Raw genomic sequence first — 14,508 nt, forward strand, 5'->3', positions numbered from 1 at the left:
AACACGACCACTACCGATGAAGATCCTTGCTGCATAATCGAACCAGGAATAGGCAAACCCACCGTGAGCGGAATGGCGCTAGCCACCGGTGATATATACAACGCGGTTAAAAATTACCGGCAGCTAGCGCCTTGCCGCTCAATTTCTGACACGCTATCACTTCCCGGAAACGGCACTCAGCTCTTCCTTACCCCCGTGCTGCGGCAGCAGGCGTTTGGCTTCCTTCAATACGAACTCGGGATCCATAAACGGTTCGTAGCTGATGTCCTGCCAGACGACGTTCCCTTTCGCATCGATAATGAAAGTGCCGTGCAGGGGCTGCTTTTCGAAATCGTCGTAGACATGGAACGACTTAAAGACATCCAGCTTGCTGTTTGAAAACAGCGGGATCGGTAAATCCCCTTTGTCGTAATTCTTGATGGATGTCTTCAGGCCTTCCTGGTCGTCAGTGCTGATCGCCATCAGCGGGAAACCGGCCTGCTCGAACTCCTTGACCATCGGAGCGAATGCCTGCAACTGCTGCGCACAGTGCAGACAGCTGTAACCCAGATAAAAGATCAACACATGCGGCTTGCCCTTGAACTCATCGGAACTGCGGAGCTGGCCTTTCGCGTCTTTGAGCTGCCAGGTCGGAGCAGGGGAGGGTTCCCAGCGGAACGGTCCCAGGGTTTTCAGATCGGGTCGATCGCCGACATCGCTGGCCATTTTGTTTTCAATCCGCCAGTCTCCGGCATAACCGGCTGCCTCGGCGACCGGTGCCAGTCGAGTGAAGAGGGGCACATCCAGGTCGATGGTGGCAGACAGCTTTCTCAGCTTGTCAAACTCTTTCTTCGCCTCTTCCTTCTTGCCGGACTGCCAGAGCAGTTCGACCAGCGTCGCCTGGGGCTGCACTTCATTCTTATGCGAACCGATCAGCTTCCGCAGGGCCTTCTCTGCTTTTTCCGCATCGCCTGATTTCCATTGAACGACAATCAGGTAAACGTCGTCGGCACCACCCGCTTTCTTCAGCAGCTCGTGTCCTTTCTTGAAGTCACCCGCTGCGATCGCCTGGTGCCCCTGCAGGGCATCGATGTGTTTCTGGACTTTCTTGATGCGGGCCACAAATGGCTTGCCCGCTTTTTCTTTTGCCGCTTTAATGTCCTTCTCGGTCGGGGCGGTTTTCTTTTTGGAATCTGCTTTCTCGTCTTTTTTTGCGTCTTTTTTCTCGTCTGTTTTGGGCTCAGACTTTTCGTCCGTCTGTTTGTCGTCGGCTTTCTCGGGATTCTTTACTTTCTGCTCTGCGTCGGCCTCCGCTTTGGTTTTCTCAGTCTCCAGAGTCTCTAACCGTTTCTGCAGTTGCGCGATCACCTGATCTCCCTCGGCAGCGCGACCACTCTGGAAATAAGCCAGTCCCAGGTAACGCAGACGATTCAGCTGTTCGTCTTCCTCTTCAGTCGGCTCCAGGTAAGGTGTCTGGCTGAGTGCGATAATATCGTCCCACAGTTCGTAGGTGCGCAACACCTGCAGCAGACGCATCCGTCCGTACTTGGCGCTCCCCCGTTTTTTGAGTGTGTTGTATTTAGGGTGCTGAGGCAGTGAGATCATATTCTTCGCCAGATCCACAGCATCATGCACGCGACCAATGAAAATCAGGTTGCGGATCAGCCATTCGTTGTTGTGGGCATAGTTGTGAATCTGGTCCGGCATGACCGCATCCCGCATCATGTGGGCGTGGTCCACACGGGCCGAAGCTTCCTGCTGCCAGACCGCATCCTGGTAGCGTTTGAGCCGCGAATAAATGTGACCGGGCATGTGCCACATGTGGGCGATTCCGGGGGAGGACTGACCGCAGTTCGCTGCTGAGGTCAACGCCATCTCCGGCTTGCGATGATCCCACAGATGAATTCGATAGTGGTGGGCGGGGTGCATCGGGTTCTTAGCGAAAATGTCCTGCAGCAGTGCTTCGGCAGCCACATAGCTCGTGCTGGCAGACCGCGATTGATACAGGTGCACCGCCAGGAACGCCTTGGCTTCCAGGTCATCGGGATATTCGATGATCAGGTCTTCCAGCGCTTTGGTATAGGCTTCATTGCGTTCCTTGCTCTTTTTCTTGTCAGCATTGATGTAGTCTTCCAGCGCCTTGATATATTTCTTCTCGCGCGGCGTGATCTTGTCGAGCCGTTTGTTTGCTTCTTCGATGAACCCCTTGGCCCGCTTCTCGTTTTTCAGGTTGCACATCGCAGCGCCCCAGAAGGCCATCGCACAGTCTTTGTCGAGATTGGCTGCATGCCGGAAAGAACGCTCGGCTTCCAGGTACCAGAACCCGTGCAGCTGTCCCAGCCCCTGATCCAGAAACTTCTGTGCTTCCGGATTCTTCACCGTCACATCGAAGTGTACGTCGCCCGTGCCTCCCATCAGGTAAGCCGCCCGCCGCGGTCCCTCGTTGAAGACTTCACCATGATACGAATGGCCCGCCAGCACATCGTCCGACTCGGCAGAGTCCTTGGCGGTCGACTCGGTTTCGGCAGACTTCTCTTTCTTCGCCTCGGTCTTGTCAGCGCTCAACACGGGTTCGGCAGAGAAACAGAACAGGCCAGCGGCTGTGGTCAGGGAGAGGAAATAACGCTGCAGGGATGCGGGGAGGATCAAACTCATAATATTCACTCAGTTGTTTGGAATGATTGAAGCTATGATTCCATCGCGGCGAAAACCGCGCACGTTACGCCATTTTACCCCCGCCGGTTTCGGAATGTCGATCCTCCCCGGCAGAATCGGCGGACAATTACCGGAAAGATGCACTTTGACTGATATCATCGTTTCACACAGGAATTCTGCTTGCCTGATATTAATGTTCAGATTAGCATACCCGGGTTATGGCTCGAGTCTGTTTTACCCCCAACCTGGAACGCCACCTGGCCTGCGCTGCAGCGGAGGTCTCCGGTACTTCCGTACGTGAAGCACTGGACCAGGTGTTTGAAAATCAACAGCAGCTAAGGGGTTACGTTCTCGACGACCAGAATCGGCTGCGGCAGCACATGGTGATTTTTATCGACGGCAAAACCATCGTCGACCGGGTTCATCTCAGCGATGCCGTCTCGCCCGACAGTGAAATTTACGTGATGCAGGCACTCTCCGGCGGTTAATTTAAACCTCTATTCTCGGCTCTCTGAATCTACAAAAGAAAGGTGTCGGCATGAGCGCTCGACTGCACGTCGCCACACGCAAAGGTCTGTTTCATCTCAAACGACACTCCGGGCAATGGTCCATCGGTCGACACGATTTCGAAGGCGCCCACGTCTCGATGTCGTTGCATGATCCCCGTAACGGGATGACCTATGCCGCTTTGAACCACGGACATTTCGGCGTGAAACTGCACCGCAGCAGCGACCAGGGAGCGAACTGGGAAGAACTCACACCTCCCGCTTATCCGGAGGGCGCCGTGAAAGGGGCAGACCCGTTTACCGCCAATGGAGAACCGAAGCCCGCCAGCCTGAATGAAATCTGGGCGCTGGAAACCGGGGGCCGCGATCAGCCCGACCGCCTCTGGTGCGGCACCATTCCCGGCGGACTGTTCCGCTCCGACGATGCCGGCACCAGCTGGCAGCTGGTCGAATCATTGTGGAACGCTCCCGAGCGGATGCAATGGTTCGGCGGTGGCAAAGACGACCCCGGCATTCACTCCATCTGCGTGCATCCGAAGAATAGTCAGCAGGTCGCGGTCGCCATCTCCTGTGGCGGCGTCTGGGTGACCCAGGACGACGGTGCCACCTGGAACTGTCAGACCACCGGCATGTTCGCCGAATACATGCCCCCCGAACAGGCCGATAATCCCAATGTACAGGACCCACACCGCATGGTGCAGTCCCCCTCGCGACCGGACACCTGCTGGGTCCAACATCATAACGGCGTGTTTCGCACCACGGACGGCATTCAATCCTGGCACGCCATCGAAGGCATCCAACCTTCGAAATTCGGTTTCGCCGTCGCGGTCCATCCGCAGCGTCCCGATACTGCCTGGTTCGTTCCCGCGGTCAAAGACGAGAACCGCGTTCCCGTTGGAGGCAAGTTCGTCATCGCCCGCACCACGGACGGCGGCCAGACCTCACAGGTCCTCACCAAAGGCCTCCCAACAGGTAAGAGTTACGACATCGTCTACCGCCACGCCCTGGACGTGGATGACAGCGGCGACGTCCTCGCCGTCGGCAGCACCACCGGGAATCTCTGGATCTCAGAAGACGGCGGCGACTCCTGGCAAACCATCTCCAGCAACCTCCCCCCCATCTACTGCGTAAGGTTCGCCAAGGCGTAGCCAGTTATAGCGAAACTCAATCTGTAAGTTCCGGCAACTTTTTACGCAACCGGGTCAGGCCTGCCGTGGTGACTCGGGTGTCTTTCGTATAAAGTGAACTCAGTCTGGTCAGGCCCTCCAGATGCACCAGACCTGCATCCGTGATCCCGGTCTGATTCAAATTGAGCCGCGTGAGATTCTTGAGAGTCTCTAATTGAACCAGGTCGTCATCAGTCACCGGCGTCTCAGACAATACCAGGATCTGCAACTGAGGAAACTTCGAGATAATTTCTAACCCTGCATTCCCGGCCTGTGTTCCCCCCAGGAAAAGAAATTCCAGCTTTGTGAGCGCATCCAGTTCCTGCAGCCCTGCATCACTGATCTGCGTCTGACTAAGATCCAGGATTCGCAGTGCCTTCAGACCGGCCAGATGTCTCAGACCTGCATCTGTGATTCGGGTCTCGTTCAGGCCAAGCTCATATAGATTGGTTAACTCTCGCAGATGGGCCAGTCCCGTATCCGTCACTTGAGTGCCCGTCAGATAGAGCCCCGTCAGCTGCTTCAGACCCGCAAGATGGATCAACCCTTGATCGCTGACTTGAGTCCAAAAGAGTGTAATGCGCTGCAGGTTGTCAAGCCGCTTCAGATTTATCAGGCCGGCATCACTGATCGCGGTCTCATGTAAATCCAGAAACTCCAATCGGCGCAGGTTCTGAAGATGTTGCAGACCACGATCACTGATCGCGGTATTCCCCAGCACGAGAGTCTCCAACTCTGCGAACCCTTCGAGATGCAACAGTCCCGCATCATTGATACTCGATCCGTTCAGGACCAGTGCTCTCAGTTTGTGCAGACCCGCCAGTTGAGAAAAACCCTTCTCAGAGAACGTAACATCACTCAAATCGATAAGTTTCAGATTCGTCATACGACCGATGGCAGCCAGGTCGGCGTCGCTGAGTTCCTGTTGACGGCAGTCGATTTCGAAGGGCTGCTGGAATGAATCCCAGACCTCTCGACTCACATTCCCCTGAATCCAGTTTTGCCAGGTAGAAGGCAACTGGCCCAGCACCCAATTCGGCTCCGATTCGATCACAATCTCCGGATTCGATTTCAATTGTTGAATTGCCCGGCTGTGCTGGATTCCAGGCACGACAAACAGCACCACCCCCGCCACAACCACCAGCCCGATCCCCCGCCAGACCCACCGCAGGCGGCTTACGCGCTTCTGATTGGGTTTGGGTTGGTCCATAGATTACGCTCCAGCAATAGTGTGCTGTAATTAATATCAGTTCCACCAGGTTAATCACTCAAATTCGGCAACGATTTACGGAGATGAGCAATACCTTCTTCCGTGATCTGTGTTCCGTCATATAAGATTTTTGACAGTGTTGTAATCCCTTTCAGGTGGTCCAGTCCGGCATTACTGACCTTTGTATTTTCAATTTCAAGCCACACCAGCTGTTCCAGTCCCTGCAGATGAACCAGTCCTGCGTTGGAGATTCGTGTCTTGTTAAGATAGAGATCGTACATCGCATTAAAGTCCTTTAAATGAACCAGCCCGGCATCACCGACACGAGTCTCACTTAAATTGATCGCGTAAAGTTTTTTCATCCCTCTCAGATTAACCAGACCAGCGTCCGTAATCTGGGTACCCTCCAAATAAATTTCGTACAGGTTAGTTAACGCTCGCAAATGCGCAAGCCCCTCGTCAGTCACTTGAGTCCCTGATAAATCGAGAACTTCCAGTTGATGCAGATTCTGCAGATAAACCAATCCTCGATCACTGACTTGAGTTCCCGCCAGACTGAGATACTTCAAATTCCCAAGTCCTTCCAGATGCTTGAGGCCGGCATCGCTGATTTTTGTTTCTCTCAGTCCGAGTTTTTCAAGCGAAGGAAAACGATTTAACAGCGCAAGCTGTTGGTCAGTGATGGATGAATAAGAACACTCAATCAACTTTATTCGTTGAAAAGGCAGTAGCCTCTCCTCTCCCAGTCTGTCTGTCAGCCAGTCCTGCCAGGACCGGGGTAAGGCACCCAGCAACGCATCCGGCTCAGTAGTCAACTCCACGTTTTGAATAGCTTGCAATTGACGAATTGCCCCACCGGTCTGTACAGCAGAGACTACGAACCAGACCAGACCCGCCACAACCACCAGCCCGATCCCCCGCCAGACCCAACGCAGGTGACTCACGCGCTTCTGGTTGGGTTCGGGTTGGGTCATCGCAGAGATTCCTTCAAAACAACCACTGTTGTCCTTTGCCCGTGGTCGGCGGACGGAACTGTTTAAAGTCCAACGCCGGCAACCGCTCATCCAGACCATGCTTGCGCGCGAAGACCTGAAACAGATTGCCAATCTGCTCAGAGATCTCACCGGTGCCACGAATCCGCGTGCCGAACTCGGCGCTGTTGAGCTTCCCGTCCCGTGTCTGTCGGATCCGGCTGATGACTCGCTCCTTCCGCGTGGGTTGCGTCCGTTCTAACCATTCCAGGAACACCGGCTCCACCGTCAGCGGCAGGCGGAGCATGATATAACTGGCCGAGCGCGCCCCCGCCTCTTTCGCCGCTTGCAGAATCGCAGGGATTTCATGATCGTTCAAGCCGGCAATAATCGGCGAGACCATCACCTTCGTCGGCACTCCCGCCGCCGAGAGCTCGCGAATCGCCCGCAAGCGGGCCGCAGGAATACTGGTGCGGGGTTCCATCTCGCGGGCCAGCTCGGGATCGAGCGTCGTGATCGACAGGCTGACATTCACCAGCGACCGCTGCGCCATCGATTGCAGAATATCCAGATCGCGCACCACGAGCGCATTCTTCGTGACGATTCCCACCGGCTGATTCGCTTCCGACGCGACTTCCAGACATTGTCGCGTCAGCTGGAACTCGCGTTCCGCGGGCTGATAGCAGTCCGTGATGCCGGAAAAAGCAATCAACTCGGGCCGCCAGTCGCTGCGGCTCAGAAAGTCGCGAAACAGCTTCGGCGCATCCCGCTTGACCATGATCTTCGTTTCAAAGTCCAGCCCCGCGTTGTACCCCAGGTATTCATGGAAAGGCCGTGCATAACAGTAACTGCAACCATGCGTACAGCCCCGATATGGATTGACGCTAAAGCGGAAGTTGAGATCGGGCGAATCATTCTCTGTCACGATCGACTTCGACTGATCGTCCAGGTATTCAATCCGTCGGGGCCGGGAGAGATATTCGTCATCCCATTCCAGCTGCTCCAGATCCGGCTCGGTGTATATCGACTCAAACCGGTTGGGGGGATTGATGTGAGAACCGTGCCGCATGACTCGCTCGAATCAACAAAGAAACAAAACACCTGACACTTTGTTTATAGGCGATTCACAGGCAGGAGGGAAGGATCTTTTTCAAAGATGCAAAATTGACGACGTTTAGCTCCATAAAGTTACGACTGCTCCCGCTCACTCATCCATCTTACGACAGGGTAGAAACACGTCGAACGAGGCACCGCTCTCCGACTTTGGGCTGAAGCAGATTTTGCCCCCCGAAGCCTCCACCAGCGAGCGACTGAGCGAAAGACCGATTCCCAGCCCCCCCTCTTTTGTGGTTGTAAACGGCGTAAACAGCTGCCCGACAAAATCGTCAGGCACTCCGGGACCGGTATCAGAAACAGTAACCCGCACCATGAATTCGCCAGCCGGCGCAACTTCAATCGTCAACTTGCGTGATACAGGCATCTCGGACATCGCGTCCATCGCATTCAGAAACAGGTTCGAAAGTACCTGCTCAATCTGCACCCGGTCCGCATAGACCACTGACATTCGGGATTCGCTCAACAGCTGCACATTGATCTGTTTCTGACGCAATTCATATTCAATCAACTGCAGGGTACTGCGGATACTGTCCAGAATGCTAAACCGCATCAGTTCCTGCGGGCGTTTTTCGGCCATCGACTTCAATCGGCGGACAATATTCCCCGATCGGTGGGAGAGTGCTTCGATCCGTTGCACCAGATCCGAAACATCCTGCCCCAGCTCCATCCGTGTTTTCATGGCAGAACTGTAATTCGCCATCGCCGTCAGCGGTTGATTCAGCTCATGGGAAATTCCAGCCATCAATTCCCCCATGATCGCCAGCCGCGAAGCATGCGCCAGACTGTCACGGTATTCCTGCATCTTGCTGGAGGCCATTTGCCGTTCCGTAATATCCTGCACGGTCCCATGCATGCTGATGACGTTGCCCCTGGTATCTTTTTTCACGGCGCCCCGTTCGTGTACATAACGCACCTCCCCGTCAGGACGGATGATCCGATGTTCGATACTGTAGGGCAGATCATTTAAAATCGACTGCTCCACAACTCGTTCCAACAGTCCCCGATCCTCCGGATGGATTGTCTCGAGAAAGGACGGATAAGTGGGTCGAAATGTGTCCGAGGGAAGAGCAAAAATCCGGAAGACTTCCTCCGACCACCAGAGTGAGTCGTCCGCAACGTCCCATTCCCAACTGCCGATATGCGCAAGTCGTTGTGCTTCGGACAGTTTATCATGCGTCTTGTTGAGTTCGATTTCAGACATTTTCTGTTCGCTGATATCTTCAACAATGATCAGAATCTCATCCTGCAGGTAAGGCTGCACCCGGGCCCGACACCAGCGCTGCTGACCGTCTACCGTCAGTGGATATTCAAACGACGCCCGTTTCCTGTCTGCCTGCACCCGTTGAATCGCTTCGGTAAACGGCAACCTGATTTCTTCGAGAAGCAGTTCCTTGAGCTTACTACCTGACGACAGATCCCTGTTGGAAAATAGATACTCCCGATGTCTGCCATTAAAGTTAACGATCTCTCCCTCGTGGTTGATTACCAGTACCTGGTCGGGCAGCTTCTGAAATAATGCTTTCAACTGAGCCGTCTTACGTGCGAGCTGGGTTGTTCGTTGACGGACACGCTCTTCCAGCAGTTCGTTCTCTTTGAGAATCGCAGCTTCATCCTGCTTCCGCTGAGTAATATCCTCAACAATCCCGACCATGCGGGTCACTTGATGCTGTTCGTTGTAGACGGGAAAGGAGCGAGCTTCCAGCCAGCGGAAACTCCCATCCGGGTGCACGACCCGAAACTGGGGAAAATGTGTACTGGAAAAATCACCTTGAATTTTCTGGTTCATACTCTCCATCAGGGATTCCAGATCGTCGGGATGAATCCGTTCGATCCAAATAGTGGGATCGTCGTAGATACTCTGACAGGGCTGTCCCCAGAACTCCTCATATTTCGGGCTGACATAAAATATTTTTCGCAAGTCAGCTGAACTCACCCAGAGCATCTCATGCACATGCTCAGAAATCTGGTGGAATATCTGTCTGCTTTCGCGCAGCGTCTGCTGTTCTTCCAACCGTTCCGTAATATCCACGGCCACGTTGAGAGTCCCAATATTCGTTCCTGACTCATTCTGCAAAATCGAAAAGTGCCAGGCGATCCGTTTTACCGTTCCGTCAACTGTCAACACATCGTTTTCATAATACTCGACGGGTTGAACCGCCCCCTGTTCCATAAACTGGTGAAAAAAAATACGGGCTTCCTCCCGGTTATCAGCGGGTAGAAAATTATCGAACCAGTTCATCCCCAGAATCACTGACTCTTCCGCCTCCAGCAATCGACAGCCATGCGGATTGATCAGCGTGATCTTCTGCTCGGCATCGATCACCAGGATCATCTCCCGCACCAGCCGGAAGTACTGTCCGGCCAGATCGATTTCCTGTTCCCCCCCTGTGACAGTCCTGCTGACTTCATTTACGACAGCCAGCAGCCCGGAAACCGCGCCTGAACCATCTCTCTGACTGCGCCACTTAACCTCTACCGGAATCCTTTTGCCGTCCTGACGACGATGAACCGTCTCCTGACAGTGAGACGAAAGCTGTCCATCAGCTAATTGCTCGAGTAGTTGCCGAGAGGCATCATGATCCTGATGATCCGCAATCAGGTCAGCATAATGCCTGCCTTTGAGTTCGACCTGCGGATACCCATGCAACTCTGCAAAAGTGGTGTTCGCAAACAGGATCATTCCCGACAGGTCGCATTCACAGACGGCACATGGCAGCGCGTCGAGCAGCGAATGATCCCGACCTGTCTGATACGAGGCGCCCCCCACGGGCCCCCTGGTAACAGGTGTTTCTGCAGCATCAATCCTGCGATGCTCCTGCTCCAGTTCTCCGACACGGCGGCGGAGGCGAGTCACTTCATCCAGAAGTTCCGACGTCTTAGCGTGTGACATGTTTCCCTATCATCCTTTCAGGAAAAGCCAGCTCATAAACGCTTGCGTTTTACCAATCCGTTTTTCAATTATTCCGTTGAACACGCGTGAAAGCGCATCCTCAAGCGGACTCTTCTGTATCATCTGTCTCAGGTGGTAACCCGCGGCGCTGGAGCGTCCGTTCGAGTAGCAGGTCATACACGGGACGGCTTCCCAGGGACTGGGCAACAATACTGGCCGTCATGCAGGTCACAATCATCGCAGGCAGTAACTGAAAGCTGGCAGTCATTTCGGCAACCAGTACAATTCCCGTCAGTGGCGCCCGCACGGTCGCAGCAAACAAAGCACCCATCGCAGCGACCGCAAACGCAGCCGCCTGCAATTCAACCTGGGGAATCAGTTGATTCGCCAGTGAACCGAAGCTCGTTCCCAAAAGTGCCCCCAGCGCCAGCATGGGAGCGAAGATTCCCCCCGGCACACCCATGGAATAACTCAGAAAAGTCATCACCGCCCGCACCACCAACAGTGCCATCAGCACTCCGAGCACAGGCGATTCGACAAAGATCTCCTTCACCAGAGCTTCACCACCGCCAACATAATCCGGTGCGCTGACCATCAGAGCCCCGACAACCCCACCCACGGAAGCCGCGATCAACAGCATTGTCTTGGCACTCAAACGATCGGCGGTGTGCAGACATTTCAGCAGCACTGTATTGAAGCCCGCTCCCAGCGCACCAATCAGTGCACCCAGCAACAGGGTCAACACAAAGGTGAGCAGCATATTTTCCGGGGGCACCATTTTGGGCAGCGAAGCCTGCAGCTGCGCCGGTAACTGGGGCAGGGTACCAAACACCTGGTCGTTTATCAGGTTCGCAGTAATACTCGCAATGATCACCGCATGCAGCGCCACGAAGCTGTACTGAAACCGGTGACGCACCTCTTCGATCATAAACAGGATCGCCCCCAGCGGCGCGCTGAACGCCACGCTTAATCCCGCGGTGGCGCCTGCAGCCAGCAGCGTATTCAAAGTATGATTATCCGAACGGGCCCGCTCTGCCACAATCTGACCGATGCAGCCCCCCAGATGAATCGTGGGACCTTCCCGTCCCAGAACCAGCCCCGCGCCCATCGAAAGCACGCCGCCGATAAACTTCACCGGCAACACGCTCCGCCAGCGGAGCATCATCAACTCCCCCATCACGCCTTCGATTTCCTGGATACCACTCCCCGCGGTCTCTGGTGCATACTTGCGGACCAGCACTGCCGACAGGGCAACCATCACGGCCCCCACAACTGCTGCCACAAGTACCGTCAGCAGCGAATAGCCAGAGAGGAATTCCACGATCAGTTGATAGACCTGGATGGACAGCTCGACACAATAATGAAAGGCCGCCCCCAGCGTACCGACGCCCAGTCCAATGATCAGCGCCAGCAGATAAATCCACATCGCTTGCTTGAGCTCCAGGTGCCGGCGCAGCCTGGCTTCCACCTTGTTTACATCCATTCCTCAGGCTTTCGTGAAAATCATTTCTCACTCGATACGCAACAGGGGTAAGATAGCAGTTTTCGAGGACCAATGGTACACCAGCCAGCACTGTTTTAATAGACCCATTCCAGGGGAATCCCCTTCACGAAGACCACGTATCCGATCGTCAGCAGATAACAGGCAACGGCCCCCAGACCCAGCCCCAACCAGGGATGCTTCCCCAGTACGCCTCCGGCTGCAATCAACAACCCCAGCAACAGTCCTAAGCACAACGCGGGAAGGATTTCCAGCCGGATCTGCTCGGCCACAAGTATGATCTGCCACACCGCAGCTGCCAACAGCCCCACCACGAAAATCGTCAGCAGCTTGGAATCAGGCAGCGGGTCCCCGGCCATGGTTCTCATCCGGTACTGGAGGTGTGAGGCGTTAATGAGCAAGCCAGCGGCACCCGTATCTGGTTACTACAACACTCAAGCAGTATAACAGACCGCGCCAACCTGAAGCCGCTTGGATTTGAATCCACCTTTCGATTTGACCTGCGCCCTCAGTCCTCTCTCGCCAGTTTGAAAACGGTTTTGGTCTTCTTTCGTAAAACCGTTTGAATTATTCAAAATAAACATTTCTCGTTGATCAGTTTTTCGTTCGATTTGCGGTTTCATATATGCCCCAGGATGACGTTGGCACAAATGATCGCACGGAAGTTCAACACGCGAATCGAGCAATTCATCGACTCTGATCTGCCAGGCCAACATAAGGACCCGGCCTGATTCCTTTCTGTATTCGTCAACGTCTGCTCTCTGTTGAACACGCTTGAATAGTTAAATTCCGTGTACCAACACGGGCATTTCTCGGCTGTTGCCAAACACATCTTGCAGAGCCACTGTTGAGATGGATGTTCTCGTTTTTCATGTCTGCTTTTCAGGGAAAACTCAAATGACAGTTCAAAAAAGTATCAAGCTACCAGCTCCCGATCGTAAGAAGTTCAAAAAAGGTAGAGAGACCCTCAGCGTGGAAGGGCTGGAAAAAACCGCCGGACAGTTTGATAACAAAGTACCCATCGCCTGGTTCCAGCGAGGAACCCAGGTCAGCCGGGCCGTTGCCCGCATCATCACTCCCTCCGGGCTGGGAACCGGCTGGATCGTCAATGGCGGTTTTGTAATCACCAACAATCACGTCATCTCCAATGCACACACCGCCGAAGATTCGCGGGTGCAATTTCAGTATGAAGATGACATCAACGGAAACCCGCTCGTCCCCCGCGCATTTGACATCGAAGAAATGCTGGTCACCAACGCTGCCCTCGATTATACGATTCTGAAACTGGCTGGAAACGCCGAGCAGGATTATGGCTTTTTCGATATCTCCCAGGCCACACCACCCCAACCGGGTGACATGAACACGCACTTCCCGGTCGTCATCCAGCATCCCGGCGGGCGGAAAAAAGAGTTCAGCGGCTTCGAAAATGAACTCGCCAAACTCAGTGAGACACTGGTCTGGTATACCAGTGATACCGAACCCGGATCATCCGGTTCTCCGGTTCTGGGAGGGATCGACTTCAGCCCGTTTGCCCTGCATCACGCAGGTGGCCCCCAGTTTATCAATGGGGAAACAAAGATCCTCAATGAAGGCATTCTGCTCTCAGCGATTGTGCATGACCTCGTCACAAATCATTCCGATGTCGCGGCTGAAATGGGACTGCAGAGCCATGAAGCCCTGCTGGATGACGCAGCCGTACTCTGGCTCAACCGGGGACGCGTCGCCAGTTATGTCAAAGCGGTCCTGGCTGGAGACGAAGAAGTCAGTGAGGTCGAATTGCAACGCATGAATAATGCCTTTCAATGTCCAGGGGGCACACCCGGGTTCTATGATGACATCCTGACACTGCAGAAATCATTCTCGAACCTCAGCGCCACTTGCGACCAGGAAGTAGTACCCGTGCTCGTCGCCGCCGCTGGGGTTGCCGCCGGTGCGGCAGCCGCTCACTGGGGTCACGTGACGAGTAAAGAAAACATGGCCGCCGCCGGCCCGAATGCTCTCACGACAACAGACTTCACACTCAGCATGGAAGGCTTCCGTATCAGCGGAGGAGGCACCGTCTTTACCCCGGTTGGCAGAGGAGATTTCGGCGTCGGACTTTCTGTGGAAGGATTCAGCTTTAATGGTAGCGGAGGCGTCGGTCTCGCCACACCGGTCGGCACTGTTTCGGGTGGCATTAAAGTACACGTTGAGAATGCCAACTGTATCGAATCGTTGTACCGGGGTGTACACGGCCTGTTCGATGTCGCTGACCCCGATCAGCAGCGATATTTCGCTACCATCCAACCGGAAACAGAAGCCCTGCCGGTTCTTGCAGGTGTCTTCATTGCCGGTGTCGCCGCAGGTGCCAGCGCCTATAAGGCCGGTAAATAAACCGTAGATTGCGTGAAATGAACAGTCCGGATGCTGGGGGTGAGGTTGCCCGCCAGGTCTCTCATCATCCGGACCATGTTTACTGTCGATTCATCCCCGAGTCGGCTGTCATCTGCTCACCAGCTGAGGTAATTAGTAATA

At 54.5% G+C, this 14,508-nt stretch carries 11 protein-coding genes; 3 read left to right on the forward strand and 8 right to left on the reverse strand.

Going from position 1 to position 14,508, the window contains the following annotated elements; genetic code table 11:
* Positions 1 to 156: 156 nt before the first annotated feature.
* Complete coding sequence (locus tag RID21_RS27350) at positions 157 to 2,634, reverse strand: redoxin domain-containing protein (RefSeq protein ID WP_350194510.1); 2,478 nt, start codon at positions 2,632 to 2,634, stop codon at positions 157 to 159.
* A 218-nt stretch (positions 2,635 to 2,852) separates the two neighbouring features.
* On the opposite strand from RID21_RS27350, the gene RID21_RS27355 reads away from it, so the two are divergent.
* Complete coding sequence (locus tag RID21_RS27355; RefSeq protein WP_145443249.1) at positions 2,853 to 3,122, forward strand: MoaD/ThiS family protein; 270 nt, start codon at positions 2,853 to 2,855, stop codon at positions 3,120 to 3,122.
* A gap of 50 nt (positions 3,123 to 3,172) precedes the next feature.
* Positions 3,173 to 4,288 carry a WD40/YVTN/BNR-like repeat-containing protein gene (locus tag RID21_RS27360; protein ID WP_350194512.1) on the forward strand — a complete coding sequence of 372 codons (1,116 nt, stop codon included), beginning with the start codon at positions 3,173 to 3,175 and terminating at the stop codon, positions 4,286 to 4,288.
* A 16-nt stretch (positions 4,289 to 4,304) separates the two neighbouring features.
* Here RID21_RS27360 and RID21_RS27365 read toward each other — a convergent pair whose 3' ends face one another.
* The 7 genes from RID21_RS27365 to RID21_RS27395 all read right to left on the reverse strand — a co-directional run bounded on the left by RID21_RS27365 (position 4,305) and on the right by RID21_RS27395 (position 12,710).
* A complete protein-coding gene (locus RID21_RS27365) occupies positions 4,305 to 5,516 on the reverse strand; it encodes a leucine-rich repeat domain-containing protein (protein ID WP_350194514.1) in 1,212 nt (403 codons plus the stop codon).
* A 50-nt stretch (positions 5,517 to 5,566) separates the two neighbouring features.
* Complete coding sequence (locus RID21_RS27370) at positions 5,567 to 6,490, reverse strand: leucine-rich repeat domain-containing protein (protein ID WP_350194516.1); 924 nt, start codon at positions 6,488 to 6,490, stop codon at positions 5,567 to 5,569.
* 13 nt (positions 6,491 to 6,503) lie between these two features.
* Entirely contained in the window at positions 6,504 to 7,556 is a 1,053-nt protein-coding gene (locus RID21_RS27375) for a PA0069 family radical SAM protein (RefSeq protein ID WP_350194518.1), read from the reverse strand.
* A gap of 135 nt (positions 7,557 to 7,691) precedes the next feature.
* Positions 7,692 to 10,493 carry a PAS domain S-box protein gene (locus RID21_RS27380; protein WP_350194520.1) on the reverse strand — a complete coding sequence of 934 codons (2,802 nt, stop codon included), beginning with the start codon at positions 10,491 to 10,493 and terminating at the stop codon, positions 7,692 to 7,694.
* A 100-nt stretch (positions 10,494 to 10,593) separates the two neighbouring features.
* Positions 10,594 to 11,976 (reverse strand): H(+)/Cl(-) exchange transporter ClcA, encoded by a 1,383-nt coding sequence (clcA, locus tag RID21_RS27385; protein ID WP_350194522.1) that lies wholly within the window; start codon positions 11,974 to 11,976, stop codon positions 10,594 to 10,596.
* A 95-nt stretch (positions 11,977 to 12,071) separates the two neighbouring features.
* The gene (locus RID21_RS27390) at positions 12,072 to 12,353 is read right to left on the reverse strand and encodes a hypothetical protein (protein WP_350194524.1); all 282 of its coding nucleotides are present in this window, start codon (positions 12,351 to 12,353) and stop codon (positions 12,072 to 12,074) included.
* A gap of 75 nt (positions 12,354 to 12,428) precedes the next feature.
* On the reverse strand, positions 12,429 to 12,710 hold the full coding sequence (locus RID21_RS27395; protein ID WP_350194526.1) for a hypothetical protein: 282 nt from the start codon (positions 12,708 to 12,710) through the stop codon (positions 12,429 to 12,431).
* 181 nt (positions 12,711 to 12,891) lie between these two features.
* Here RID21_RS27395 and RID21_RS27400 point away from each other — a divergent pair, with 181 nt between their 5' ends.
* Positions 12,892 to 14,367, forward strand: coding sequence for a trypsin-like serine peptidase (locus RID21_RS27400; RefSeq protein WP_350194528.1), 1,476 nt, complete (start codon positions 12,892 to 12,894; stop codon positions 14,365 to 14,367).
* Positions 14,368 to 14,508: the final 141 nt, after the last annotated feature.

The sequence above is a fragment of the Gimesia sp. genome (assembly GCF_040219335.1).
Classification (GTDB): Bacteria; Planctomycetota; Planctomycetia; order Planctomycetales; family Planctomycetaceae; genus Gimesia.